Source organism: Paraburkholderia piptadeniae, assembly GCF_900007165.1.
GTDB lineage: Bacteria > Pseudomonadota > Gammaproteobacteria > Burkholderiales > Burkholderiaceae > Paraburkholderia > Paraburkholderia piptadeniae.
The window spans coordinates 107,111-132,562 of record NZ_CYGY02000056.1 but is presented as its reverse complement, the minus strand read 5'-3'; the positions used below and the strand labels follow the sequence as shown (position 1 = coordinate 132,562).

The 25,452-nt window shown below is 62.2% G+C and carries 20 protein-coding genes and 3 pseudogenes; 19 read left to right on the top strand and 4 right to left on the bottom strand.

From position 1 onward, the window contains the following. Positions 1-416 precede the first annotated feature (416 nt). Positions 417-863, bottom strand: coding sequence for a MarR family winged helix-turn-helix transcriptional regulator (locus BN2476_RS28285; RefSeq protein ID WP_087737521.1), 447 nt, complete (start codon positions 861-863; stop codon positions 417-419). 15 nt (positions 864-878) lie between these two features. On the opposite strand from BN2476_RS28285, the gene BN2476_RS28280 reads away from it, so the two are divergent. From BN2476_RS28280 to BN2476_RS28250, 7 genes and pseudogenes are all read left to right on the top strand, one after another. Further along, positions 879-2,279 carry an MFS transporter gene (locus tag BN2476_RS28280; RefSeq protein WP_087737520.1) on the top strand — a complete coding sequence of 467 codons (1,401 nt, stop codon included), beginning with the start codon at positions 879-881 and terminating at the stop codon, positions 2,277-2,279. Between the two features lie 114 nt (positions 2,280-2,393). Beyond that, on the top strand, positions 2,394-2,639 hold the full coding sequence (locus BN2476_RS28275; RefSeq protein WP_087737519.1) for a hypothetical protein: 246 nt from the start codon (positions 2,394-2,396) through the stop codon (positions 2,637-2,639). A gap of 82 nt (positions 2,640-2,721) precedes the next feature. Further along, on the top strand, positions 2,722-4,041 hold the full coding sequence (locus tag BN2476_RS28270; RefSeq protein ID WP_087737518.1) for a M24 family metallopeptidase: 1,320 nt from the start codon (positions 2,722-2,724) through the stop codon (positions 4,039-4,041). Positions 4,042-4,047: 6 nt separating this feature from the next. Continuing rightward, a complete protein-coding gene (locus tag BN2476_RS28265; protein WP_087737517.1) occupies positions 4,048-4,680 on the top strand; it encodes an FAD-dependent monooxygenase in 633 nt (210 codons plus the stop codon). A 138-nt stretch (positions 4,681-4,818) separates the two neighbouring features. Beyond that, the gene (locus BN2476_RS28260) at positions 4,819-5,718 is read left to right on the top strand and encodes an FAD-dependent monooxygenase (RefSeq protein ID WP_160111765.1); all 900 of its coding nucleotides are present in this window, start codon (positions 4,819-4,821) and stop codon (positions 5,716-5,718) included. A 55-nt stretch (positions 5,719-5,773) separates the two neighbouring features. Beyond that, on the top strand, positions 5,774-6,820 hold the full coding sequence (gtdA, locus tag BN2476_RS28255; protein WP_087737515.1) for a gentisate 1,2-dioxygenase: 1,047 nt from the start codon (positions 5,774-5,776) through the stop codon (positions 6,818-6,820). An 87-nt stretch (positions 6,821-6,907) separates the two neighbouring features. Beyond that, positions 6,908-7,207: pseudogene (locus BN2476_RS28250) on the top strand (fumarylacetoacetate hydrolase family protein); the annotation flags it as partial. Positions 7,208-7,439: 232 nt separating this feature from the next. Here the strand turns inward: BN2476_RS28250 and BN2476_RS48540 are convergent. Beyond that, a pseudogene (locus tag BN2476_RS48540) lies at positions 7,440-7,590 on the bottom strand (HU family DNA-binding protein); the annotation flags it as partial. Positions 7,591-7,768: 178 nt separating this feature from the next. Then, positions 7,769-8,100 (bottom strand): annotated as a pseudogene (locus tag BN2476_RS28240) (H-NS family nucleoid-associated regulatory protein). Between the two features lie 165 nt (positions 8,101-8,265). Between BN2476_RS28240 and BN2476_RS28235 the strand changes: the two are divergent. From BN2476_RS28235 to BN2476_RS28185, 10 genes are all read left to right on the top strand, one after another. Then, a complete protein-coding gene (locus BN2476_RS28235; RefSeq protein ID WP_087737514.1) occupies positions 8,266-8,790 on the top strand; it encodes a hypothetical protein in 525 nt (174 codons plus the stop codon). 1,057 nt (positions 8,791-9,847) lie between these two features. Next, positions 9,848-13,099 (top strand): efflux RND transporter permease subunit, encoded by a 3,252-nt coding sequence (locus BN2476_RS28225; protein WP_087737512.1) that lies wholly within the window; start codon positions 9,848-9,850, stop codon positions 13,097-13,099. Continuing rightward, the gene (locus tag BN2476_RS28220) at positions 13,092-14,327 is read left to right on the top strand and encodes an efflux RND transporter periplasmic adaptor subunit (protein ID WP_087737511.1); all 1,236 of its coding nucleotides are present in this window, start codon (positions 13,092-13,094) and stop codon (positions 14,325-14,327) included. The genes BN2476_RS28225 and BN2476_RS28220 overlap by 8 nt, the downstream gene beginning before the upstream one ends. Before the next feature lie 32 nt (positions 14,328-14,359). Next, positions 14,360-15,823: an efflux transporter outer membrane subunit gene (locus BN2476_RS28215; protein ID WP_087737536.1), complete on the top strand. Its 1,464-nt coding sequence runs from the start codon at positions 14,360-14,362 to the stop codon at positions 15,821-15,823. A gap of 111 nt (positions 15,824-15,934) precedes the next feature. After that, positions 15,935-16,621, top strand: a complete 687-nt coding sequence (locus BN2476_RS28210; protein ID WP_087737510.1) for a heavy metal response regulator transcription factor — start codon at positions 15,935-15,937, stop codon at positions 16,619-16,621. Continuing rightward, the gene (locus BN2476_RS28205; RefSeq protein ID WP_087737509.1) at positions 16,618-18,084 is read left to right on the top strand and encodes a heavy metal sensor histidine kinase; all 1,467 of its coding nucleotides are present in this window, start codon (positions 16,618-16,620) and stop codon (positions 18,082-18,084) included. Before BN2476_RS28210 ends, BN2476_RS28205 begins: the two co-directional genes overlap by 4 nt. Positions 18,085-18,220: 136 nt before the next feature. Continuing rightward, positions 18,221-18,394 carry a hypothetical protein gene (locus BN2476_RS28200; RefSeq protein ID WP_235850996.1) on the top strand — a complete coding sequence of 58 codons (174 nt, stop codon included), beginning with the start codon at positions 18,221-18,223 and terminating at the stop codon, positions 18,392-18,394. Between the two features lie 176 nt (positions 18,395-18,570). After that, positions 18,571-19,143 (top strand): DUF3280 domain-containing protein, encoded by a 573-nt coding sequence (locus BN2476_RS28195; protein ID WP_087737507.1) that lies wholly within the window; start codon positions 18,571-18,573, stop codon positions 19,141-19,143. 190 nt (positions 19,144-19,333) lie between these two features. Next, positions 19,334-20,431, top strand: a complete 1,098-nt coding sequence (locus BN2476_RS28190; RefSeq protein WP_235850995.1) for a cytochrome D1 domain-containing protein — start codon at positions 19,334-19,336, stop codon at positions 20,429-20,431. 240 nt (positions 20,432-20,671) lie between these two features. Then, the gene (locus BN2476_RS28185; protein WP_087737506.1) at positions 20,672-21,961 is read left to right on the top strand and encodes an MFS transporter; all 1,290 of its coding nucleotides are present in this window, start codon (positions 20,672-20,674) and stop codon (positions 21,959-21,961) included. A gap of 24 nt (positions 21,962-21,985) precedes the next feature. Here the strand turns inward: BN2476_RS28185 and BN2476_RS28180 are convergent, their stop codons facing one another. Then, entirely contained in the window at positions 21,986-23,014 is a 1,029-nt protein-coding gene (locus tag BN2476_RS28180; protein ID WP_087737505.1) for a helix-turn-helix transcriptional regulator, read from the bottom strand. 267 nt (positions 23,015-23,281) lie between these two features. Here BN2476_RS28180 and BN2476_RS28175 point away from each other — a divergent pair, with 267 nt between their 5' ends. Together BN2476_RS28175 and BN2476_RS28170 are read left to right on the top strand one after the other, a co-directional pair. Continuing rightward, entirely contained in the window at positions 23,282-23,563 is a 282-nt protein-coding gene (locus BN2476_RS28175) for a hypothetical protein (RefSeq protein WP_087737504.1), read from the top strand. A gap of 368 nt (positions 23,564-23,931) precedes the next feature. Further along, positions 23,932-25,398 (top strand): HDOD domain-containing protein, encoded by a 1,467-nt coding sequence (locus tag BN2476_RS28170; protein ID WP_087737503.1) that lies wholly within the window; start codon positions 23,932-23,934, stop codon positions 25,396-25,398. Positions 25,399-25,452: the final 54 nt, after the last annotated feature.

The following is a 25,452-nucleotide window of genomic DNA, read 5'->3' as shown; positions in this document are numbered from 1 at the left end:
GTTTTCCTGGAAACCTCGGGGGTCTTCGTGGGAATGGCGGCGCGAGGAGCGGTTCGATAGGACCGCGTGTTGCAACGGTTCTGTTGGCTGTGACCGGGGATCAGACCGCTCGATGAGGGCATCGCACGGGACGTTTGTTGCGGCGCGCGGCGAAAGCTAATCAGTGAACGAAGTTTGGAAGCAGGTCAGCAGGCACCAACTGCGGAACGTGAGTCCGGCGCCCACGCGTCTGCTGCACACCGCATCCGGCGAAAGTTGCACGACTGTTGCCGCTCGACCAATCCATCAAACCGTCATTCGAAAGGCTGGTTCACACAGGAATCTGCCGGGTTCCCGATGCAGACTCACATCATTAGCTCAGGGCGCCCGGGAAGCCCGCACGCTTGCTTCGAGGACGCGTCGACTTGTCTGTTTGATCAATCAATTCCGAACCCTGACTTCGCGTTCCCATAGACGCAAACCAGCATCCGTTTCAGCAGACCTGCTTCCTCTGCAGACATATCGCCCAATAAGACGGCCTCGTGCTGGAGACTGGCGTCGTGACACTCTTTTGCGATGGAGCGCCCCTGTTTCGTGAGGGTCGCATAGACCACACGGTTATCCCGTGCGAGCCGCGTCCGGGTCAACAACGATTGGGATTCGAGGCGTCTCAGTATGTGCGACATCGTCGAGAGATCGGTCGATGTCGTTTCCGCAAGGTTCCCGACCGTCATTTTCGAACCACCCTCGTACAGTGCAATCAGCGCACGCGCCGCAGGAATACTGAGGCCTAGCGAGCGGAATTGCGGCGATCCCGCATCGACCAGTACCGACACTATCCGGTTCAGAAGAAACGTCAAACGGTGCGAGACCCCTTCGAACATTCAGGAGACGAAGCAATGCAGCGCACTTTCGATGTGGCGGCCGTGATCGATTCCCGATCAATGTCCGCATTTCAGTGGGGAATTGTCGCTACATGTACCCTGGCAATGGCGGTAGATGGTTTCGACGCGCAGGCAATCGGTTACGTGGCGCCCGCGCTGATCAAAGATCTCGGCTTCAGCCGGGCGATGCTGGGGCCGATTTTTACGGCCGGCGTGCTCGGTATGGGTATTGGCAATCTGCTTTTGGGTCTCGTTTCCGACAAGATGGGGCGGAAACCTGTCCTTGTTGCCAGCCTGATCGCTTTTGGTCTGCTCAGCCTGATGAAAAGTAAGACCTCGTCGCCGGAAATGCTCATTTTTCTGCAGTTCGCGGCAGGCGCAGGTATCGGTGGCGCCTACCCCAATGCGATTGCACTGACATCGGAATACGTGCCCGCAAATCGGCGCAGTTCACTGGTGACGTTGTGTGCCATGGGTTATCTGGCTGGCACCACGTTGGGCGGTTTTCTCGCGGCAGCCCTTCTGCCAACCTTTGGATGGCGTAGCGTGTTTGTGGTAGGTGGCGCCATTCCACTTGCCGTTGCACTTGTTGCGCTGATGACAGTTCCGGAGTCGTCGCGACAACTGGTTGCTTTCGGTCAGTCGACAGAGCGGGTGCGGCGAATTTTGAGTCGCGTCGCGCCGGATCTCGGGCTGCCGCGCGGAGCGGAATTTATCGTAGGGATCGAGCAGAACGAGCGCGGCTTTCCGGTGCGCCGCCTTTTCGGCGACGGTCGGGCCGTTTATACGTCGCTGATCTGGACGACGGTGTTCATGCTCCTCGTCGCAACCTATTTCGTCTTCAGCTGGTTACCGACTCTATTTGCCGAAGCCGGTATGTCCATCGGTAGTTCTGTGCTTGCATCGAGCGCATTTCCCGTAGGTTCCGCACTGTCTTCTCTCGCGCTTGCGCGTCTCCTCAGGCGCCGTTGGGCAACGCTCGCGTTGTCAGGCGTCTGTGCACTTTATGCAGTCGCACTGACCGCGATGGGTTGGATGACGCATGACTTTTTGCTGCTTGTGGCCGTGGTCTTTCTTGCCGGCGTCGGCAGCGGTACACAAGGCGTAACCCATGCCCTTAACGTGGCCGTATATCCAGCGCTTATCCGGTCGACCGGGGTTGGTTGGGCCACGGGTATCGGTCGTCTAGGCTCCATGCTGGGGTCGTTGATGGGCGGCGTGCTCGTAGCCTGGAAGTGGGGCACCGTTCAGATTCTTTATGTCGCAGCGGTCCCATGCGTCATTGCCGCACTTGCAATGATTCTGATCTACCTGCTTCCGGCTACGCGTCGCATGTTGGAAGCAGCTCTCCACGGCGATCGCGCATCGGTTCCGGTCGCTGAAAAGTTGACGACGAGGCTTACCGATGCGACGTGACTCCGGCTATCAGGCGTGCAAGCGCGATTTGCCGACCGACCAATCGAGCGATAGCTCTTGTGAGACGTACGCTCTCACGAGCTTTACGTATCTACGTGGCAACAGGTGACGAACATGTATCCGCAGAAAAGTTCATTGCGTTCGCTGGTTGATAAATGGCTTGCCCCGACCCCAACTCGACCATTGCGTGTCACCCGATTTGGACGCACGGCCCGCGGTGCGCGCTATGTCTGCATCGAAGTCGCGCGCTTCGACGGTCCTGTGACCATTGCCTTCTTTTATCACGAGGAGGGCGCTTGGGGCGTGTTTCCACTTAACCCGTATTTGCCTCGCGCTACACGGATGGCAAAAGTTTCATGACGGTATCGGTTTCTTTAGATCCCGTTTCTTGCGTGTGCCATTTCGGCTGATATTCATAAATTTTAAGTAGGAGACAGTATCCGTGAAAAACCTCGATTTCCCTCAACCGCTCGCGGGGCCGATTGCCGAAGACGCACACGCCGCTGATCTGACTGCCTTTGTCCCGCAGCTCTCGCTTGCCGAGCGAGACGCTCGTTGGGATCGGGTGCGAAAGAAGATGCTGATTGCGGGTCTTGACGCACTAGTCTTCCTTGGTAACGACATTTACTGGGGCATGGGCATGGCCAATATGCGCTACATGCTTCAGGTGGATTCTCAAATCGGGGCGGACGCACTATTTCCACTCGTCGGCGCACCGGTGGTCTGGAATGCAGTGGCTCATATGAACAGACCCACAAATATGTACTTGTCGGTTCAGAAATGGGTCACTGATTTCCGTACCCGAGGAGGAATGGCTGCAGTCGCGGATGAAATTCGTCAGCGTGGCCTCTGTCAGGCGCGCATCGGTCTCGTGGGATTTTCTTCGACGATTCAGACGACGCCCACGCTACTTCATCAGGATGTGCAAGCGTTGAAGCACTTGTTGCCTGATGCAGAGTTCCAGGATGCCAGCGCGCTGCTTCAGGAAATGCGGATGGTAAAAAGCGAAGAAGAAATCAACATGCTGCGAGGGGCGGGCAGGATCGCGCGCAAGGTCATCGATGCGATGGTCGAGACGGCGCGCCCTGGCGTACCTGATGCAGCCGTGTACGCTGAAATGATCCGGACGCAAATCGCCAATGGCGCTGAACCGAATATCTTCAACCTGTTTGCTGCAGGCCCGGTTGAGCATCCGACCAACGAACTATGGCATTTGCTGCATGGCTGTGAGCAGCCTCGTACGCCGACGATGAGACCGCTTCAAGACGGTGACATTATTGTCTCGGAATGGCACACCAAATATGGCGGCTATCGCTGCCATACGGAGTTCACCGTCTATGTCGGCAAGAAGGCGCCGCGGGAGCTGCTGAATATCTGGGCTGTCTCACACGACTGCCTGGAAGCGAGCAAAGAAGCACTCGTAGCAGGTCGCACCATCGGGGAAGCAATCGAAATGATCCGCAAGCCTGCCCGGGATGCGGGACTCGATTGGGTCGAGCTGGGCTTTCACGCCATGGGTACTGCGTCGCCAGAGTTTCCGACAGTCGTATATCAGGAAGGCTACGGATCGAATACGATGAACGGAGCCCGAATCGGAGACATGGTACTCGAGGAAGGAATGACCTTCGGCAACAACATTGATCTCCACGACTCCAACTGGAAGCTCGATGTGGGCTGCATGCTGTCCGACTTCATGGTGGTTCGGCCGAAGCGGGCCGAATGCCTGATCGGTGTGCCAAAAGAGCTTCCCCAGGTCGGCTAACTGCTCATGAAAAATATCTCGATACCTACTCCTTCGGCGCCAGTCGTTATCGTAGGCGGTGGCCCGGTCGGCCTTGCGCTTGCATGTGACCTTGGACGACGCAAGGTGCCCGTCCTGCTACTCGAGCAAAGGGAAGATTGCACAGAATCAGCAAAGGTGGTTGTTGTCGGCGTGCGAACCATGGAGTTCTGCCGACAGCTCGCGCTGGCGGAAGAGATCCACAACTGGGGATTTCCTCACGATCACGGGCTCGATAGTGTATTCGTCACGAGTCTGGACGGATATGAGCTTGGGCGGGTCAAGACGCCCAGGCTGCGTGAGGGATTCAGCTCCCGGTTCAGCCCTGAGCGTGAGTTGCCGTGTCCGCAGACGTGGTTCGATCCGATCCTCAAGCGGCATGCTGCATCCCTGCCTGGCGTCGAGCTCCGTTACCAGAACAGGGTAGAGTGGTTGGAACAGGACGACGATGGTGTCACTGTCGGCGTGACCGACATCTCTACCGGGCGGCAATACTCGTTACGTACCCGGTATGTGATCGGCTGTGACGGCTATTCCAGCACTGTGCGAAGCCTGTTGGGCATTTCGATGCGCGGACATCCACATCTGGACGTTTCCGTCAGCGTGTACGTGCGCATCTAAGACCTCAGTCGCCTGCACGAAAAAGGGGACGCCTACCGCTACGTATTTGTCGGAGAGCAGGGCACATGGGCGGTATTGACGACAATGGACGGGCGCGACCTGTGGCGCTTGCAACTCATTGGAGTTGACGAGCGCGGTATGACTCGGGAGGCTATCCATGCCGCTCTGCAAGCGTGCGTTGGGTGCGATTTCGAATACGAAATCGATGATGTGAGCCGGTGGATTCGGAAGATGGTGGTGGCTGACCGCTTCAGCGACGGGCGAATCTTCCTTGCAGGCGATGCAGCGCATGCACATCCGCCGAACGGCGGGCTGGGTATGAATACCGGCATTCAGGACGGCTTTGACCTCGGCTGGAAACTGGCTGCCATGCTCGATGGCTGGGGTGGGCGGAATCTTTTGGCGTCGTATGACATTGAACGCAGACCCGCGTCCGCACGAGCAGCCCAGGAGTCACTTCGAAATTATGGTCGCCTCACCGATAACACGGGACATCCGGGACTGCTCGATTCAACTCGTGCAGGAGACGAATTACGAAGAAAACTCGGCGAACGGCTAGTCGAGGAAAACGAAAAAGCGTGGCACGCGATCGGAGTACATCTCGGATATTCGTATTTGCCTTCGCCGATCGTGATCGATGATAGCGCCTCGTCGCGTTGCGACGACCCAGGAACATATGTGCCGTCGGCATGCCCTGGTAACCGTGCGCCGCACTTCTGGCTGCGTGACGGTAAGTCCGTTCTTGATCTGTTCGGAGACGGTTTTGCGCTGCTGAGCTTTGCTGAATTTGACCCGGGGCCCGCGATCGAGGCGGCAAAGCGAATACGACTGCCCCTGTCGGTTTATCGGATCGATGACACGGATGCGGCGGTCCTTTATGAAAGGAAACTCGTGCTCATTCGGCCGGATGGACATGTAGCCTGGCGCGGAGACGACCTTCCCGACGACATCTCAGAGCTGTTTGACACGGTGCGCGGAGCGGGCTCAGTAGTCTCGGCATGCCGCGCCAGGCTATCTGAGCCATTGTCGGCGTCGTGATCTTCGGTCCAGATGCTCGTCCAGTCAAACATCCCGGATATCGTAGGGAAATACAATGAAGACGACTGATCTAAACACATCCCGCGTCAGCTACTACGAGCAGATTGCCCGTCAGCGCATGGCGCCGCTGTGGGAGTCGCTGCACAACATCGTGCCGAAATCGCCGCAGCCGAAAGCGCAGCCCGCGATCTGGAAGTATGCGCAGGTGCGCGACCTCGTGATGGAGGCGGGCTCCGTGATCAGCGCGGAAGAAGCCGTGCGCCGCGTGCTGGTGCTCGAAAATCCCGGCTTGCCCGGCAAGTCGAGCATGACGCCGAACCTGTACGCCGGACTGCAACTGATCCTGCCCGGCGAGATCGCGCCGAGCCATCGGCATACGCAATCGGCGCTGCGCTTCATCGTCGAGGGCAAGGGCGCGTGGACGGCCGTCAACGGCGAGCGCACGACGATGCACCCCGGCGACTTCATCATCACGCCGTCGTGGACGTGGCACGACCACGGCAATCCGTCCGTCGAAGAAGGCGGCGAGCCCGTCGTGTGGCTCGACGGACTCGACATCCCGCTCGTCGCGCAGATGGATGCGGGCTTTGCCGAGAACTACCCCGAAGCGACGCAGCCCGTCTCGCGCCCCGAGGGCGACAGCTTCGCGCGCTTCGGCCACAACATGGTGCCCGTGCGGCATCGCGTGTCCGATCCGACGTCGCCGATTTTCAGCTACCCGTACGAGCGCAGCCGCGAGGCGCTCGACGCGCTGTACCGCAACGGCGAACTCGACGAATGGGACGGCGTGAAGCTGCGCTACGTGAACCCGGCGACGGGCGGCTGGCCGATGCCGACCATCGCGACCTTCATGCAATACCTGCCGAAGGGCTTCAAGGGCCGCACGTATCGCAGCACTGACGCGACGATCTACTGCGTCGTCGAAGGCAAGGGCACGGTGAAGATCGGCGACGACGAATTCGTGTTCGAGCCGCACGACGTGTTCGTCGCGCCATCGTGGGCGCCCGTGCAACTGTCGGCGTCGGTGGAAAGCGTGCTGTTCAGCTATTCGGATCGCCCTGTGCTCGCCGCGCTGAATCTGCTGCGCGAAGAACGCAGCTAGACGTCCGCATCGGTCGGCATCTTTTGTCGTCGCGCGCCGCATCGGTGGCGCGTGCTCCATCCTTTTATCTGCCGAGTCGAATTCATCATGGCTTTTGTTTTCACGCCCGAAGCGCCCGTCGCTGTTCCCGTCGCCGGTAGCGACGCTCAATTCGCGGTGCGCCGCGTCTACTGCGTGGGCCGCAACTACGCGGCGCACGCGCGCGAAATGGGCTTCGATCCCGATCGCGAGCCGCCGTTCTTCTTCTGCAAACCAGCCGATGCCGTCGTGCCCGTCGCCTATGGCGAAACGCTCGAACTCGCGTATCCGTCGCAGACGCAGAACTACCACTATGAAGCGGAACTGGTCGCGGTGATCGGCAAGAGCGGCTCGGATATTGCCGTCGAAGCCGGGGTAAGGTTACAGGTTATTCAACGTCAATTGGTTGGCTCTGGTCTGGAGTACGCCGCTGTGAGCGCGGCGGATTGGCGAGAACGGGGGACGCCCCGAAGTTTTGGGGAGAGTAGGACAAGGGCAGACGCGCGTGCGACGTACGTCGCGAAGTGCAAAACGAAGCCTGCAGGCACGCTCTCCGGAGCCCGCTTGGCGCCTGCCACGCTTCAGGCAACAGGCACGAGCACTACTTAAGCCGCCGCGTCTTCAGCTTCTTCAGCGCGCGCTCCTTGATGCGAACGGTTGCAGGCTTCGCGTCGAACCAGCGTTTTTCACCGGGTAAACGGGTCCGTGCCGAAACGGCGCTTTTTTGCTGGCACCTGCTGAACGCTGATCCGGGAATGTCAGGCCGGCAAAAGGTGAGGATTTCCAGGAGTTGGGGAGGTCTGCACTGGGTAAGTCGCGGGTTGATCGGACCGAGGACGCTGCCCCGGAAACATTGAGCCGGTTTGCCGGGGAAGGGATTCGGCTGGAAGGGCTAAGCCGACATTTTTTACCCGTGTTATTCGAGGAGCGTCAAAGCGTATCGCTAGCTGACAGACGCACTGTCGCCAACCGGCCGCCCGCAAGCGGGTCTTGACTCCAATCGAACCTTGGACGGGCTGCAGATTGTGCTGCGCCGTTTACGGCGAAATGCTCGATTGACTGGCCCGCGCTGACGGCCTGTTTGAGCCAGTGAGGCGTCTCGCCGTCGCCTGACCACGTCTCTCCTGCGGCACTGCGATATTTTGCGGACTTCTGCTAAATCTGGTCCCGGGCTATGGCTGCTGCAAGGTCGTCCAGCTCAATTCCGTATTCGGTCTTCTACGGCGCAGGTACCCCGTTGTTTTCAAAGTTCTCGATGGCAATGTCGTCTTGTCGACGATTTTTTGCGGCAACAAGCTGGTCTGGAGACGGATAATTTGCGGACGCGATGGCTGGAAGAGCACCAAGCCAAGATGGAGACGCTCAGTGCAGCCATGCAAGAAATTGGTCGATGATTCGAGGCGATTGGCGATGAGATCAACGATCGGTTGGCTAGCGAGGAATACCTAGACATCGTTCGAAAAGCAATTCGCGCTTGGGACAAGGCTGATACTGAAGAAAAGCGTCGTTATGTCGCGAACCTCGTTACGAACGCCGCCGGGACCCGCCTGTGCTCAGACGACGTAGTTCGCCTCTTCATTGATTGGCTAGACACCTATCACGAATCCCACCTGGCGGTAATCCGCGAAATTTTCAGCAACCCTGGCTCCACGCGGTTTGATATTTGGACCGCGATCTATGGCGATCCGGTCCGCGAGGATTCGGCGGAAGCGGACTTGTACAAGCTACTGATCCGCGACCTTAGTACGGGTGGCGTCATCAGACAAGTACGCGACACCAATGCCGATGGGCAATTCCTGCGTAAGCAGGCGGTACGACGGCCCTCAGGCCCAACCAACAGTATTGTTGAGTCTGCGTTCGAGGGCAGCAAGCAATACATGCTTACTGAGCTGGGAAAGCAATTTGTGCACTACTCGATGAACGAGGTGGTCCGGCGCGTATCCGGGACTTGACGTTGTCAAACTAACATCAACTGCAATAGTGTTCTATGAATGACAAACGCCCGGTGTTTCTTGCGAAACAAATATATCAGGAGTCTGAGAGACTAATTGATCGCTCATCTGTAGCAATGGTCGGTTTGGCTATATGCACTGCCCAGGATGCTGTGGAACTGTTCCTACGATCCGTAGTTTAAAGAACACGACATCGCTGTTCGGGATCAGGATGGTTTCACAACACTCTTGGACGCGATTGACAGGGCTGCAAAGAGTGATCATATGAAGATCCCCTTTAAGGCCAAAATACTTGAACTAAACAAGGCCCGCGTAGCGTTCAAACGCTATGGTCTAGCGCCTGGAATTACGGCATCTCGCCGATTGGTAGCGTATGTAAGTGACTTTCTGAGGCATGGCCAAGGTTTTTTTTGGATTCGAATTCGACAAACTGTCGCTCGCTGACGAAGTGAAAGAAGACGTTGTTCGCGACGCCCTGAAGCGGGGGGAGCAAGCGATCGAACACGGAAGTGTTTCGAAGAGGCGCAATGCGCGGCTGCTGAGGCCGTTCATTGGGCATCGAATTCATGGGAGCAAATACTGAGCAAGCCCGCGCCCCATTTCAGCGACGTCGCTCGGTGGAGCATTGTTGTAAGCGTCGCGTGAGGGCCGTTGAGAATTCTTCGACGCCTGCCCGAATCGTCGTCGCAAGAGTGCCCGGTAGGCCACCGCTTCCTCGGCCGTCAGCGACGACAGCGAGTTCTCCCGCTCCACGACTTTTTATGCGACAGGGCCGATCTTCAGTCCATTTTCTTTAGCAACGGATGGACACGAGCAAAAAAACTTAAGGCTTTGTTTTTCCGGCATAAAATGCGTGTCCATCGAATCGTACTTGTGGGTACGTTTGCACCCGAAAGATCCCATCCCGCGAACATGGCAGAACCGCCATTTTCGCGTCATCGGTTTGTTGGGCCTTACCCACTAGCATGAACACCTAGGTTGCCGCGGACGCGCAGAGAAAAGTGACGCCGCTGCCGGACGTCACCATCGCGCGTTCATAACGGATACCCAAGCCTGTATGTGGATCGTCAATCTCGCATTGAAGCGGCCGTACACGTTCATCGTGATGGCCATCCTGATCGTGCTGGCGACACCCTTCGTGCTGTTCACGACGCCAGTCGACGTGCTGCCCGAAATCAACATCCCCGTCGTCAGCATCATCTGGAACTACACCGGCCTGTCCGCCGAGGACGTGGCCAATCGCATCACGTCCGTCAACGAGCGCAGCCTGACGACGACGGTCAACGACATCGAGCACATCGAGTCGCAATCGCTCGCGGGCATTGCGATCATCAAGCTGTTCCTGCAGCCGAACGCGAACATCCAGACGGCGATCGCGCAAACGGTCGCCGTCGAGCAGGCGCAGCTGAAGCAGATGCCGCCGGGCGCGACGCCGCCGCTCGTGATCAGCTATTCGGCGTCGAGCATTCCCGTGGTTCAACTGGGCCTGTCGAGCACGCGGCTCTCCGAGCAGGACCTCAACGACACGGCGCTCAACTTCCTGCGTCCGCAGCTCGTCACGATTCCGGGCGCCGCCGTGCCGTATCCGTACGGCGGCAAGACGCGTCTGATCTCCGTCGATCTCGACACGCGTGCGATGCTCGCGAAAGGGCTGACACCGCTCGATGTCGTCAACGCGGTCAACGCGCAAAACCTGATTCTGCCGACGGGCACCGCGAAGATCGGACCGAAGGAATACACGATCAACATGAACGGCTCGCCGACGACAGTCGCGGGCCTGAACGAAATCCCCGTGCGCACGGTGAACGGCGCGACGACTTATCTGCGCGAAGTCGCGCACGTGCGCGACGGCTTTTCTCCGCAGACGAACGTTGTGCGCGAAGACGGCCGGCGTGGCGTGCTCATTTCGATCCTGAAGACGGGCAGTGCATCGACGCTTTCGATCGTCAACGCATTGCATGCGCTTCTGCCGAATGCGACGGCGGCGCTGCCGCCCGATCTCAAGGTCACGCCATTGTTCGATCAGTCGGTGTTCGTGAAGGCCGCGATTCGCGGCGTGGTGCGCGAGGCGGTGATCGCCGCCGCGCTGACGGCCGCGATGATTCTGCTTTTCCTCGGCAACTGGCGCAGCACCTGCATCATCGCCATTTCGATTCCGCTTTCGATCCTGACTTCGCTGATCGCGCTGCATGCGCTCGGGCAGACGATCAACATCATGACGCTGGGCGGTCTCGCGCTCGCGGTCGGCATTCTGGTCGACGACGCGACCGTCACGATCGAGAACATCGAGCGCCATCTGCACATGGGCACGAATCTGCACGACGCGATTCTCGACGGCGCGGGCGAGATCGCGATTCCCGCGCTCGTGTCGACGCTGTGCATCTGCATCGTGTTCGTGCCGATGTTCTTCCTGACGGGCGTGGCGCGCTATCTGTTCGTGCCGCTCGCGGAAGCTGTCGTGTTCGCGATGCTCGCATCGTATGTGCTATCGAGAACGCTGGTGCCGACGCTCGCGATGCTGCTGATGGGCCACGCGCACAAGCGCGACGCGCATGCGAGGCCGAATCTGTTCATGCGCCTGTACCGCCGCTTCGACAGCGGCTTCGAGACGATGCGCGCGGCGTACATCATAGTCCTCAGCAGTCTGCTCGTGCGCCGTCGGCTGTTCGGCTCGATGTTTCTTGCGTTCTGCGTGCTGTCGCTGGGCCTCGCGCTTGCGCTCGGCGAGGACTTCTTTCCGCGCGTCGACGCGGGCGAGATACGTTTGCACATGCGCGCGCCGACGGGCACGCGGATCGAAGAAACGGCGCGGCTCGCCGACGAGGTCGAGAAGGTGGTGCGAGAAGTGATACCCGCGAAGGAGCTGGGCACCGTGCTCGACAATCTGGGCCTGCCGTATAGCGGCATCAATCTTTCGTACAGCAATGCGGGCACCATCGGCACGCTCGACGGCGAAATCCTGCTCGCGCTGAACGCGGACCACAAGCCGAGCCTCGGCTATATCGACCGTTTGCGCGCGCTGTTGCCGCAACGTTTCCCGGGCACGGAGTTCTTCTTTCAACCCGCCGACATCGTCACGCAGATTCTCAACTTCGGTTTGCCCGCCGCGATCGACGTGCAGATCGTCGGCTCGAATCAGGAAGGCAATCTCGAGACGGCGCGAAAGCTGTTGAAGCAGATCCGCATGATTCCGGGTGCCGTCGATGCGCACATCCAGCAAAAGCTCGACGAGCCCGTCATCAATCTGCAGATGGACCGCACGCGCATGCAGCAGCTCAATCTCAATGCGAACAACGTCGCGCAGAACGTGCTGGTCTCGCTGTCGGGCAGCTCGCAGACGTCGCCGGGATTCTGGTTCAATCCGCGCAATGGCGTCGAGTACAACGTTGCCGTGCAGACGCCGCAGTATCAGATTTCGTCCGTCGATCAACTGCTGCGCACGCCCGTATCGGCGACCTCGACGGCACCGACGCAACTGCTCGGCAATCTCGTGCAGGTCTCGCCGAAAAGCCAGTTCGCGATGGTCACGCATTACAACATCCGTCCCGTGATCGACGTGTATGTGAGCGTGGAAGGGCGCGATCTCGGCGGCGTCGACGCGCAGGTCCAGAAGCTCGTCGATCAGACACGCGCAACGCTGCCGCGCGGCAGCGGCATCACGATACGCGGCCAGGTCCAGACCATGCGCACGTCGTATTTCGGGCTCGGCATCGGCGTCGCAACGGCGATCGTGCTCGTCTATCTGCTGATCGTCGTGAACTTCCAGTCGTGGATCGATCCCCTCATCATCGTCAGCGCATTGCCGGCGGCGCTGGCGGGCATCGTGTGGATGCTGTTCCTCACAGGCACGCATCTGAGCGTGCCCGCGTTGACGGGCGCGATCATGACGATGGGCGTCGCGACGGCGAACAGCATTCTGATGGTCGCGTTCGCGCGCCAGCGTCTGTCGGCGGGTACGCCGCCGTTGACGGCCGCGCTCGAAGCGGGCGCGAGCCGGATCAGGCCCGTGCTGATGACGGCATTCGCGATGATCATCGGCATGATCCCGATGGCGCTCGGACTCGGCGAAGGCGCGGAACAGAACGCGCCGCTCGGGCGCGCGGTGATCGGCGGGCTGCTGTTCGCAACGGTTTCGACGCTTTTCTTCGTGCCGCTGCTGTTCGCGGGCGTCCACAGCCGGCTCGCGCATCGCAAGGCAAGGCGCGAGCAGGACAATCAATCAGAGGACCGCGACGCTCATGAACGAGATCAGCGACACGACCGTAACGGAAACGGACACAGCTCGACGACGGACGGCCGAGATGACTGAGAAGACGCATTCTTCGCTGGCGATTCCCGCACGGGAAACGGAAGACGGCCACGCGCTGCCGCCGCGCCATCTCGAATGGCGGCGCGCGAAAATCGCCGTCCTGGTCGTGCTGATGCTGCTTGCCATCGGCGCGTTGCGCACGGTGGTGGCGAACATCATGCAAAACCGCTCGGTCACGCAGATGATGCAGCAGAACGCGAAACAGTATGTCGATGTCGTCACGCCGAAGGACAACGACGGCAGCAACATGACGGTGTTGCCGGGGACGCTACGCGGCTATGTCGAGTCGCCGATCTATGCGCGGGCAACAGGCTATCTTCTGCACTGGTATGCCGACATCGGCGCGCGCGTGAAGGAAGGACAACTGCTCGCCGAACTCGATACGCCGGAGATCGATCAGGAACTCGCGCAGGCCGTTGCGCAACGCGATCAGATCCAGTCGAGCCTCGGGCTCGCGAAGAGTTCGTTTGAGCGCTGGCAGCAATTGCGTCAGCGCGATGCCGTCTCGCAACAGGAACTCGACGAGAGGCAAAGCACGTATCTGCAGGATGTCGCCAATCTCGCCGCCGCCGAGGCCAACGTGAAGCGCTTGCGCCAGCTCGAAGGCTTCAAGCGGATCGTCGCGCCATTCTCGGGCGTGGTCACGCAGCGCAACGTCGATGTCGGCGATCTGATCGACGCGGGCAGTGGCACGAGCCGCGCGCTCTTCGCGCTCGCGCAGTCCGATCCGTTGCGCGTGTATGTGCAATTGCCGCAGGCCTACGCGCAGAATATCAAGGTCGGCGAGGACGTTGTCGTGACGCAGGCCGAGCTGCCGGGGCAGCAGTTCGATGGCCGTATCACGAACATCTCCGGCGCGATCGACGTGCCCACGCGTTCGCTGCAAATCGAAGTGACGTTGCGCAATCCGGACGGCAAGCTGCGGCCGGGCGCCTATGTGCAGGTGGCGTTGCCGTCGGGCGCACGCGCGCAACTGACGGTGCCGGGCAATGCGCTGCTGTTTCGCGCGGAAGGTCCGCGGCTCGCGGTCGTCGACAGCGACTGCGTCGTGCATCTGCGCAAGGTCGTGATCGCGCAGGACCTTGGGCAAACGCTCGAAATCGAAAGCGGCATCGAGCCGACCGACCGCGTGATCATCAACCCGAGCGATTCGATCAACGACGGCGACCATGTGGAGGTGATGCACCCACAGACTTCGTCGCAGTCGAGGGGCAAGGCGGCATCGTGAACACGCTCGCACACGCTGCGCGGATCGGCACGATGACACTCGCGCTCGCACTGTGCGCGTGCACGGTCGGCCCCGACTACAAGACGCCGCTGACGGACGCGCCGCCCACGTGGCACACGGATTCGTACTGGCGTCTCGCGCAGCCCTCGCATGCGCCGCTCGCGCCGGACTGGTGGAAGTCGTTCGGCGATGCGACGCTCGATGGTCTCGAGACGCAGGCGCTCGCGCAGAACCAGACGCTCGCCGCAGCCAGCGCGCATTACGCGCAGGCCCGCGCGACGCTCGCCAACACGCGCGCGCAGCAGGTTCCCGAAATCGATCTGTCGGCGTCGGCGGCGCGCGAGCGAACATCGAGGAACCGGCCTCTGACGAATTACGCGGCGCCGAAACAGTCGACGGTGCAGAACAATCTGCAACTCGGCACGACAATCAATTACGACGTCGACCTGTTCGGCCGCATACGCCGCGAAGTCGAAGGCGCGCAGGCATCGGCGGAACAGTCGCGTGACGACCTCGCGAACGCGCGGCTCGTGCTTTCCACCGACCTCGCCACCGACTATTTCTCGCTGCGCGAACTCGACTCGGAAATCGATGTGTTGAACCGCTCGGTGCAACTGCAACAGAAGGCGCTCGACTATGTGAAGACGGAGCACGATCTCGGTTCCGTTTCGGGGCTCGACGTGTTGCAGCAGAAGTCGCTGCTCGATCAGACACGCGTGCAGGCGCAACTGCTCGTCACGCAGCGCGATCAGTTCGAGCATGCGATCGCGGCGCTCGTCGCGGTGCCCGCGCCGCAGTTTTCGATCGAGCCCAAGGTGGTCGACTATCACGTGCCGGCGATTCCGCTCGGGCTGCCTAGCGATGTGCTTCAGCGGCGTCCCGATATCGCATCGGCGGAACGCGCGATGGCCGCTGCCAACGCGCAGATCGGCGTCGCGAAAGCCGCGTTCTTTCCGAGCCTGACGCTGACGCCCGGCATCGGCTGGCAGAGCACGGAGTTCGCGAATCTGATCAGCGCGCCGAGCCTGATGTGGGCGCTCGGAGCGGCGCTCAGCCAGGTCGTGTTCGACGGCGGCCGGCGCGCGGCCAACGTGGACTTTGCGAGCGCCGGCTATCAGGCCGCGCAGGCGAATTACCGGCAGTCCGTGCTCACAGCGTTCCAGCAGGTGCAGGACGGCATCACGGGACTCTCGGTGCTCGACAGCGCCGCCGCGCAGTCGCGCGATGCCGTCGCCGATGCGCAGCGCCTGCTTTCGCTCGCCAACGATCGCTATTCGGGCGGCCTCGTCGCCTATCTCGACGTGATCACCGCGCAGCAATCGCTGCTGACGAGCCAGCGCCAGGACGTGCAGATCCACGGGCAGCAAATGACAACTTCCGTCGCGCTCGTGAAGGCGCTGGGCGGCGGATGGGACGTGCAGGAGACGGGTGCGCAGCCTGCGCCCGCCGATGCCGCGAACAATCTCGCGCCAACAGGCACGCATGCGCCGAACTGACGCGAAGGTGATGCGCATTGGCAGAGTCCATGCCGTATGAAGGGTGGAGACCGGGCTGAACACGTTTGGAAAGCCTACTTATAATGATCGGGAGAAGAGAGGGGAGCGCCCATGAAGCTGCTCATCGTGGAGGATGAATTCAAGGTCGTCGATTATCTGCGTCGCGGCCTCACCGAACAGGGCTGGGTGGTCGACGTCGCGCTCGACGGCGAAGAGGGCCTGCATCTCGCATCCGAGTTCGACTACGACATCATCGTGCTCGACGTGATGCTGCCCAAGCGCGACGGCATCAGCGTGCTGAAAGCGTTGCGCATGCGCAAGTCCACGCCCGTCATCATGCTGACCGCGCGCGATCACGTGAACGACCGCGTGCGCGGTTTGCGCGAAGGCGCCGACGACTATCTGACGAAGCCCTTTTCGTTTCTCGAACTGGTCGAACGTCTGCATGCGCTCGCGCGGCGCACGCGCGTGCAGGAGTCGACGCTGATCTGCGTCGGCGATCTGTATGTCGATTTGATCGGCCGGCGCGCGACGCGCGGCGGCGTGCGGCTCGATCTGACCGCGAAAGAGTTCCAGTTGCTTAGCGTGCTCGCGCGGCGGCAAGGCGATATCCTGTCGAAAGCGATGATCACCGAACTGGTCTGGGACGTGAATTTCGACAGTCACACGAACGTCGTCGAGACGGCCATCAAGCGGCTGCGCGCGAAACTCGACGGCCCGTTTCCCACCAAGCTGCTGCACACGATGCGCGGCATGGGCTATGTGCTCGAAGTACGCGAGGAAGCAGAGGCATCATGATTGGCCCGAATCGCTCGATTGGGCGGCGTCTTGCGTTGCTGTTCGCGCTCGTCGCTCTGACCGTTTTCACGCTGGTCGACACGGGGCTCTTTCTCGTGCTCCGCTCGCAACTGGAGCAGCGGCTGCGCGAGTCGCTCGACGGCCGCACCGAGGTCGCGCGGATCATCGTGCATCACGCGATCAATCGCGACAAGTGGCGCTTCGCGCAGGAAAAGCTCACGGACATGACGCCGCGCGACGGCACGAGCGTCTATTCGATATCGAGCGCCGCGCCGCTTTTCAATTATGGACATCCCGTGAGGGGCAGGGTCGTCGCGCAATGGCCGGGCGGCTATGCGCGCGTCGCCGACAACGGCACCGGCCACGACCTGCTGACCCGCACGCTGACGCTCGTGCCAAACGGCGAGCGTCCGCAGGTGCAGTTGCAGGTGGCGACCAGCTACGCGCCCACCGAGCAGGCGTTGCGCGAGTTCGGGCTGGCGCTCGCGGCGCTGTCCGCATTGGGCGCGATCGGCGCTTCGCTGTTGAGCTATTGGGTCACGCGGATCGGCCTCGCGCCGTTGCGCCGGCTGACCGTCGATGCGTCGGAGGTGAGCGCCGATAATCGCTCGCAACGTCTGCGCACGGCCGAGTTGCCGTACGAGCTGAACGATCTCGCGCATTCGTTCAATGGCGCGCTCGAACGGCTCGATGAGGCATACGTGCGGCTCGAATCGTTCAACGCGGACGTCGCGCACGAACTGCGCACGCCGGTGACGATCCTGATCGGACAGACGCAGGTCGCGTTGACGCGCAACCGTTCCGTCGACGATCTGCGCCGCACGCTGCAATCGAATCTCGAAGAGTTCGAGCGGATGCGCGGCATCATCAACGACATGCTGTTTCTCGCGCGCGCCGATCAGGGCGAGCGGGCCACGGAACTGGTCGAGGTGTCGCTCGCGGCGGAAATTGCGCGCACCGTCGAGTTCCTCGAAATGCCGATGGAGGAGGCGCAGGTGCAGGCCGAACTGCACGGCGATGCCGTTGCACGCGTGAACCGCTCGCTGTTCGGGCGGGCTTGCGCGAATCTGCTGATCAACGCGATTCATCATTCCACGCCGGGATCGTCGATCGCGGTCACGATTTCGCGCGAAGCGGGCCGCGTGTGGATCGCCGTCGCCAATCCGGGCGAGCCGATTTCGCCCGACGTGCTCGATCACGTATTCGACCGTTTTTATCGCGCAGAGCTTTCGCGCACGAACAGCCGCGAGAATCACGGGCTGGGGCTTGCGATCGTCAAGGCTGTCGCCGAAATGCATGGCGGGTTCGTCTTCGCGCATTGCCTCGACGGCGTGAACACGTTTGGCTTTTCGATCAGGAGCGTCGACAGGGCGCGTTCTCCGAAAACCGATGTCGTCGAGAAGGAAGCGCCGGTGCCTTCGCGGACCATCGCGTCCGCCTCCGCGCCGCTCAAGTCGCCGTGAGATGTGCCGCGCTGAACAGGTAAATTGATCTCGTCATTGGCCTCTGTTCGACCGAATGACGGTCGAATTGACCGGTTACGCTGGATCATCGCGTCCAGTTTGTAATCGGCAAGGGGGCAGTGTGGATCTGATCGAAATGGCAAAGAAGTCCGGCATGCAGGTGCTGCTCGACGCGCAGATCGGCAGCCAGTCTTATCACAGCGTGTGCGGGCCGCTTTCCTCCTTGCAGCGATTCGCCGACGAGGTCGGCAAGGCGCTCGCCGCCGAAGCGGCCGCGCAGGCCGCGTTGCATTCTGCCGTGGAAGCGTAGGCGCGGGCGGCGCATCTCGCGCAGTAGGCACCGCGGTAATCACAAGTCCCGCATCCGGGCCCCGCATTCAGGCCCGTTATCTGCTTCACCCTCGTCGCTCGGCCCAGGCGGGCACTGCCGCGCGCACGTTCTCGCGCGCTTCCACATGACGCCCCTATCGTGGAGGATTCTCTGCGTTGACCGTTCGCGACTCCCTCTTTTCACGCATCGGCTGGCGACGGATATTGCGCGCCGTGCTCCACGCGCTCGCTGCCGGCGCCGCACTGTGTACCGTTTCGGTGACAGTGTTCGCCGCGCCCCGCACAGCCGCATTGCTCGACTGCGCGGTGATCGACGACAACGCGCAATACAGCGAGTCGGCCGCCGCGCAAGCGGAACAGGCGCGCGCCGCGATGATCAGCGAACGGTTGCGCTCGCAGGTGGACGGGCGCGGGCTCTATAAGGTCGCCGACAATCGGCCTGCTGCATCGCTGATCGACGGATTCAAGGCGGCGCAGGATCTCAATGCGTGCAACGGCTGCGAACTGGAGATCGGCCGGCGGCTGGGCGTTCAGCGCGTCGGCGTGTGCTGGGTGCAGAAGGTCAGCAATCTGATTCTCAACATCAACTTGCGCATCGAAGACACGGCGAGCGGACAGGTCCTGTTTCAACGCTCGGTCGACATGCGCGGCAATACCGATCAGTCCTGGCGGCGCGGCGCGGATGCCCTCGTCGGTCTGCTCGCCGCCGATCCGGACGCGGCGCATTGAACATCGCACGCACATCGATTTCGGGAAAAACTCCCGGGCGCTCGCGCTGTCATCCGGCCGCGCGATGCGCTAATTTGAGCGTGGGTGAATTCGCCCTTGCGGCAAAACGCAGATGGTCTGGATGATCCGGCCGGGCCAGTCGAACAACCAACCGCAGGAGACATCGATGCATTGCACAAGACGTACACGCATGGCGGCATCCGTCGCGCTCGCCGTATTGTTCGGCGTGAGTGCCGGTCATGCGTTCGCGGCTACCGCGTATGTGACGAGCGAGACCAACGGCGTCGGCGTGATCGACCTCGATCAGATGACGCTGACCAAAACGATCGGCCTGGGCAGCGACGGTCCGCGCGGGCTGAGCCTCACGGCGGATGGCCGCCGGCTGCTGGTGGCAAACAAGACGGGTGACCTGTCGGTGATCGATACGTCGACGGACAAGATCGTCGCGCGAGTGAAGATCGGCAAGAACCCTGAGTTCGTGCGCGTGCGTCGCGGGTACGCCTACGTGACGTACGAGCCAGGAGATAGTGGAGCGCCGCCGCAGGCGCAGGGCGCCGGCAAGCCAGAGGGCAAACCCGAAGGTAAGCCTGAGGGCAAACCTGAAGGCCAGGCGGGCAAAGGCCACGACGACGATGACGACGCGAACAGCCCGCCCGCCGAAGTCGCGATCGTCGATCTGAAGATGATGAAGGTGATCCGCTCGGTGAAGAGCGGGCACGAAACGGAAGGTGTCGAGTTCTCGCCGGACGGGCGCGAACTGCTCGTCACCAACGAGGGCGACGATACGGTGTCGGTGTACCGGACGGGCAGCGGCGCGCCCGTGCGCACCGCGAAGCTGGACAAGGGCTCGCGGCCGCGCGGCATCAAGTCGACGCCGGATGGCAAGCACTACGTCGTCACGCTGGAGAACACCAGCAAGTTCGTCGTGCTCGATGCAGCGACTCTGAAGACCGTGAAAACAGTCGATACGAAGCTCGGACCCTACGGCGTCGCATTCGATCCTTCCGGCAAGCATCTGCTGATCGCCGCCGCGCGCGACAAGACCTTGCAGGTGTTCGATGCGAAGACCTACGAGCACGTGACGGACGCGCCCGTTGGCCAGCGCTGCTGGCACTTCACGTTCACGCCGGATGGCTCCAAGGTGCTGATGGCGTGCGGGCGCTCGAATGCCGTTTATGTGCTCGATGCGAAGAACAATTATCAGACGCTCAGCCAGATCGGCGATTTGCCGCTGGCGTGGGGTATTGTGACCTCGCCGCCGAGTCAGGGGTCGATTGAGTCGAGGTGACGTGACGGATGTATCGGTGAATTGAGTACCGCCGCAGTTTGATTTAGCCCGCCTTCAGAACTGCAGGCGGGCTTTTTCGACTCCTGTCCACAAACCCGCTGCCTTCCCCACCGCACGCATAACAATCGGCGCGCAGGCATCAAGTGGGCAATCCATCGCAGACATCACCGCGGCTGCTAAAGTCCTGCGCATTGCAGCCGTTAACGCAGTCACGCGTTCCCAGCATCTGCGACTCCACCCATGCCTCGCCCCGAAGAACAGCCGGCTCGCCAGGCCGCTCGCATCGACCCACGGACCATCGCCGCCATCGTGATCGGCAACGGCTTCGTCGCCTACGACTTCACGGTCTACAGCTTCTCGGCCGCGTTGATCGGCAGTCTGTTCTTTCCATCGGCGAACCCCGCGTCATCCTTTCTGTTGTCGCTCGCGACGTTCGGCGCGGGCTTCGTCATGCGTCCGCTCGGCGCGCTGATGATCGGCCATATCGCCGATAACCGCGGCCGCCGCGCCGGCATGATCGTGTCGCTGACGTTGATGACCGTCGGCACGTGGATGATCGCCTGTCTGCCGACATACGCAACCATCGGCCCTGTATCGACTGTGCTGATTGTCGCCGCGCGGCTGATGCAGGGGCTCGCCGCGGGCGGCGAAATCGGACCGGCATCGGCGTCGCTGATGGAGTCGGTGGCCTATCGGCATCGCTGCTTCATGGTGAGCTGGCGCGGCGCGAGCCAGGGCGCGGCGGCATTCGCGGCGGCGCTGATCGGCGCGAGCACCACGGCGCTGCTGTCGCACGAGGCGATGCAGGCCTGGGGATGGCGCATCCCGTTCGTGCTGGGCGGCTTCATCGGGCCCGTCGGCTGGTATCTGCGCCGCCGGATGGCTGCCGTCGAGACGCCGGCCGCGCGCGAGCGACTGTCGGCGCGCCTCTTCACCGAGCACGCGCGGCCGCTCTTCTGGGGCGTCCTGATGATGGCCGCGCCCACGGTCAGCATCTACGTGACCGTGTTCTACATGCCGTCGTATCTCGTGCGCACGCTGCATCGGCCCGCCGCGATCAGCCTGCTGACGGGCTGCATCTCCGGACTCGTGATTCTCGTCGTCACGCCGCTCGTCGCGCGCATGGCCGACCGGCTCGCGAGCCGCAAGACGCTGCAATACGTGACGCTCGCGGTGTCGATCGCGGCGGCATGGCCCGTGTTTCGGGCGCTGCTCGACGGTGCAAGCGATATCGCCGCGTTGCTCATCATCACGGCCTTCGTCGCGTTCGCGCTGAACAACGCGGGCGCCGGCTCCGTTCTGATGATGGAGGCCTTTCCGCGCCATCGCCGCGCAGCGGGACTGGCTGTGATCTACAGCATGGGCGTGGTGGTGTTCGGCGGCTTCTCGCCGTTGATCGTCACGTGGCTCATCGACGCGACGGGCAACCCGATGGTGCCCGCGTGGTATCTGATCGCGGCGATGACGCTCTCGCTAGCCGGGCTGACGCGCTTTCCCGAGCACGCGCAAGCTGCTCCGATACGGCGATGACGGCAGCCCCGCCACGCGCGCCGCTCACTCGCGCGCACGTTGCAGCGATCGCGCGCGGGCGCGCAAGTCCTGCGGGCTCATGTCGAATGCGCGGCGAAACGCGCGCGTGAAGTCGGACGCGCTGTTGAAGCCGAGCCCATACGCGATGTCGATCACCTGAAGCTGCGGGAAGCGCACGAGCTCGTTGGCGGCTTCGCGCAGCCTCTGGTTGCGTATGTACGCGCCCAGCCCGCCTTCGTGCTCGAACCAGCGATAGATCGTCGCGCGCTTGAGTTGCAGCGTCTGCACGACGTTCGCAGGCGACAGGTCGGGGCGATGAAGATTCGCGTCGACGAAGCGCCGCACACGCGCGAGCACGGCGGCCTGCAGCGCGGCGCGTCCAGCGCCCGTCAGCGTCGCCTGCTGGCGGAACGCGGCGATCAGCAACTGGGCGCCCGTTTCGAGCGCGTGCGCTGCTTCTTCGGGCTCCGCGTCACGAATCGTCGCCGCGACGCAGGCGAGATGATCGCGCGCCGCGCGGGCAAGCGGCGCGCCGAACGGCAAGGTCCGGCCGTGGATCGACTCGCCGTCCGACAGGCCCGCGCCGATCGCGTGCTGTGGCACGAACAGCGTCAGCACGCGGCACGCGGGGCGTTCGACGCGAAACGGCTGATTCAGGTCCATCGCCACGATGCCATGCACCGACTCGGCCTCGCTTCGTTTGCGGTGCATGCCCGAGATGCGGCCCGTCTCGCCTTCCAGGTACAGATGAAACGCGTAATCGCGGCGCGTGTCCGTGGAGACGCGCGCGATCGAGCGTTCGAGCACCATCGCGTCGGTTTGCGAATCGGTGAAGAGGGCGCCGCCGACTCTGTAGCGGTCGATGTGCGCGCCGAACCCTTGCATCATCTGTTGCCGCGAAGGCGGCACGTCGACCACGTGTCCGACCCGCGTGCGCCAGGCCAGCACCTGCTGGTCGGGCGCGAGCGCGCGCGTGCTGAAGCGGTCGATCAGCAGCGAAGCATGCGGTTCGGCCTCGGGCGGCGGCCGGTGCGGATCGGGGCGCTGGGTCATGGTTCGGTGCGTCGGATGCTGCGTTGCAATCCGGTGCTTGCGACGAGCCGCCGGAATTTCTGTGGATGCTGCGGAGAACTGAGACGCATGGTAAAGCCATTCTTAAAAGTCGCGCTATCGTTGAAAGAAAAAAAGGCCGGACGGGTCGTGCGGCGTTGCCTTGTGTTCTAACGAGGCATCGTGGGCGCGGCTGCGCAGCCCCGCTGTCGCCGAGGACAGCCGAGCGCGGCCCGTCTGACGGCATACAGGGTGATGAGCGGGGGCTCTATGACGGTCACGAAAGCGCAAGCCGCGACAGATGTCGCGACACGAAAGTCGGCCAGCCTGGCGGACGCGGAACTGGATCATCTCGAACGGATGGTGCAGTACGTCGTTCGCCGCACGGCAGAGGATGACACGTCCCGGCTCGACTACGAATACTGGGGCAAGCGCCTGCGCGCGCTGCCGCAGACGCACGATCTGGTGGCGACGCAACGGCAGCGGATCATCGGCTTGCTGGATCTGCTGGAGCGCGAAATGCTGTACCGGTCGCGCCAGACGGCCGCCTGAGCGCATCTTCTTCGCTGCGCGCGATCTACCGCGCCACATGAACCGCAGCGGTTGCCGCCCCGGCGCGCCGGCACCTTTCAATCTCATCACGCCTCGTTTCGCCGCGTCGCCACGAGGCGGCACGAGCGCGTCACCGCTCATCATGCGGGCGCATCGGCCACCCGACTGGCACGTCGAGCCTATCGCCTGATTCCGTTGCCACGCTCGGGAAGAGCGTGCGAGCAACTGTCAAATGATGCGAAATCGCATCACAAATCGGCAACTTGCGGCGTTTCGCGTCCACGCGGCGCGATGACGGACGGCGGGTTGTGTTTTAATCACGCCTGCCGCTGCCGTCTTCAACGTATCCGATTTCCAGCTTCCATCCGATGTCCGCTGTCGTCAAATCCGAATTGCTCGAAAAATTGTGGGTCCGCATGAGCGAGCGCGGCGATTTCCCGCTGCTCTCGCAGGCGCTGCGCTCGACCGTTTCGGCGATGAGCGACGACGACCTCGACTTCACGTCGCTCGTGCAAGTCGTGCTCTCGGACGTCGGTCTCACGCAAAAGGTGCTGCGGCTCGCCAATTCGGCGATGTATGTGGCGTTCGGCGGCAACATCACGACCGTGACCCGCGCGCTGATGGTGCTCGGCATGGATACCGTCGGGCATCTCGTCGTCGGGATGAAGATCGTCGATCACTTTCACCAGAGCGTGCCGCACCGGATCGACGCGAAGCTCGAACTCAACCGCGCGCTGCTGTGCGGAACGGTCGCGCGGTGCATCACGGAGGGCGTCGATCTGCGCATCGCCGAAGAGGCCGTCGTCTGCACGCTGATGCGGCAGATCGGCAGGCTGCTGGTCGCGTTCTATCTGGAGGGCAAGTGGGAGCAACTGCGCCGCACGGCCGAGAGCGAACGGATCGACGACAGCGAAGCGTGCGTGCGCCAACTGGGCGTGAGCTTCGAGGACATCGGCGCCGAGGCCGCGCGCCGCTGGCGGCTGCCGGAAACGATTTTCGCTGGCATGCAGTCGCTCGGCGCGCCGTCCGACGAGCCTGCGTCGGACCATGTGCGCTGGCTGCGGGCCATCAACAGCTATTCGACGGAAGCGGCCAACGCGCTTGCGGCCCACGAGGCGGGCGACGGCCTGGAAGCCTTGCTCACCGAGCTTGCCGTCCGCTATAGCGACGAGCTGAAGGTCGATGCGTCGAGGCTCGAAGCGCTCAGCGCCGCGTTGATCGACGAAGAGAGCAGCGAAGGCCTGATGCAGGAAATCGCCGAGTTGCGCGCGCACGCCGATGCGATCGTGAGCACCGGCAAGTCCGCGCATGCGCGCCTGAGCGCGGGTCTCGAAGACCTGCGCGCGCTGCCGTCCAGCAAGACGCTCGCGCCCGTGCTGACGCTCGCTTCCGAAGCGGTTCTGGCGGGACTCTCGCTGTCGCGCACGCTCGTGTTCGTGCGCCAGGCCGACGCACGGTATCACGCGCGCATCGGCTTCGGGCACGACATGGAGCGCATGCTGCCGACGCTGAACTTCGGCGCAGGGTTCCAGCCCGACGTGTTCCATCTTGCGATCGCGAATCCGGTGGGCATCTTCATCGAAAACGCGCGCGAACCGCGGATGGAGGCACGCTTGCCGGACTGGTTCAAGGCGCATCTCGCCGATGCCCGGGCGTTCGTGCTGCTGCCCGTGAAGGCGAAGGACACGACGGTCGCGCTTCTTTACGGCGACTGGACCCAGACGCAGCCCTTGCACAAGATCACGCAACCCGAGATGGCCATTCTCAACGAGCTGACCCGCGAGTTGAGCCGGTTTTTTTCCGGCGCGAACCTCGAAGCAGTCGAAATGCTTTGATCGCGCTGGCCGCGAATCCAGAGGCCTCACATCCGTTTGCCGATGCACGCACGC

Excerpts from the sequence above, each read along its gene's own strand:
- BN2476_RS28285 (WP_087737521.1), bottom strand. The coding sequence starts at position 863 with ATGTTCGAAGGGGTCTCGCACCGTTTGACGTTTCTTCTGAACCGGATA.
- BN2476_RS28280 (WP_087737520.1), top strand. The coding sequence starts at position 879 with ATGCAGCGCACTTTCGATGTGGCGGCCGTGATCGATTCCCGATCAATG.
- BN2476_RS28275 (WP_087737519.1), top strand. The coding sequence starts at position 2,394 with ATGTATCCGCAGAAAAGTTCATTGCGTTCGCTGGTTGATAAATGGCTT.
- BN2476_RS28265 (WP_087737517.1), top strand. The coding sequence starts at position 4,048 with ATGAAAAATATCTCGATACCTACTCCTTCGGCGCCAGTCGTTATCGTA.
- BN2476_RS28260 (WP_160111765.1), top strand. The coding sequence starts at position 4,819 with ATGACTCGGGAGGCTATCCATGCCGCTCTGCAAGCGTGCGTTGGGTGC.
- gtdA (WP_087737515.1), top strand. The coding sequence starts at position 5,774 with ATGAAGACGACTGATCTAAACACATCCCGCGTCAGCTACTACGAGCAG.
- BN2476_RS28225 (WP_087737512.1), top strand. The coding sequence starts at position 9,848 with ATGTGGATCGTCAATCTCGCATTGAAGCGGCCGTACACGTTCATCGTG.
- BN2476_RS28220 (WP_087737511.1), top strand. The coding sequence starts at position 13,092 with ATGACTGAGAAGACGCATTCTTCGCTGGCGATTCCCGCACGGGAAACG.
- BN2476_RS28215 (WP_087737536.1), top strand. The coding sequence starts at position 14,360 with ATGACACTCGCGCTCGCACTGTGCGCGTGCACGGTCGGCCCCGACTAC.
- BN2476_RS28210 (WP_087737510.1), top strand. The coding sequence starts at position 15,935 with ATGAAGCTGCTCATCGTGGAGGATGAATTCAAGGTCGTCGATTATCTG.
- BN2476_RS28205 (WP_087737509.1), top strand. The coding sequence starts at position 16,618 with ATGATTGGCCCGAATCGCTCGATTGGGCGGCGTCTTGCGTTGCTGTTC.
- BN2476_RS28200 (WP_235850996.1), top strand. The coding sequence starts at position 18,221 with ATGGCAAAGAAGTCCGGCATGCAGGTGCTGCTCGACGCGCAGATCGGC.
- BN2476_RS28190 (WP_235850995.1), top strand. The coding sequence starts at position 19,334 with ATGGCGGCATCCGTCGCGCTCGCCGTATTGTTCGGCGTGAGTGCCGGT.
- BN2476_RS28185 (WP_087737506.1), top strand. The coding sequence starts at position 20,672 with ATGCCTCGCCCCGAAGAACAGCCGGCTCGCCAGGCCGCTCGCATCGAC.
- BN2476_RS28180 (WP_087737505.1), bottom strand. The coding sequence starts at position 23,014 with ATGACCCAGCGCCCCGATCCGCACCGGCCGCCGCCCGAGGCCGAACCG.
- BN2476_RS28175 (WP_087737504.1), top strand. The coding sequence starts at position 23,282 with ATGACGGTCACGAAAGCGCAAGCCGCGACAGATGTCGCGACACGAAAG.
- BN2476_RS28170 (WP_087737503.1), top strand. The coding sequence starts at position 23,932 with ATGTCCGCTGTCGTCAAATCCGAATTGCTCGAAAAATTGTGGGTCCGC.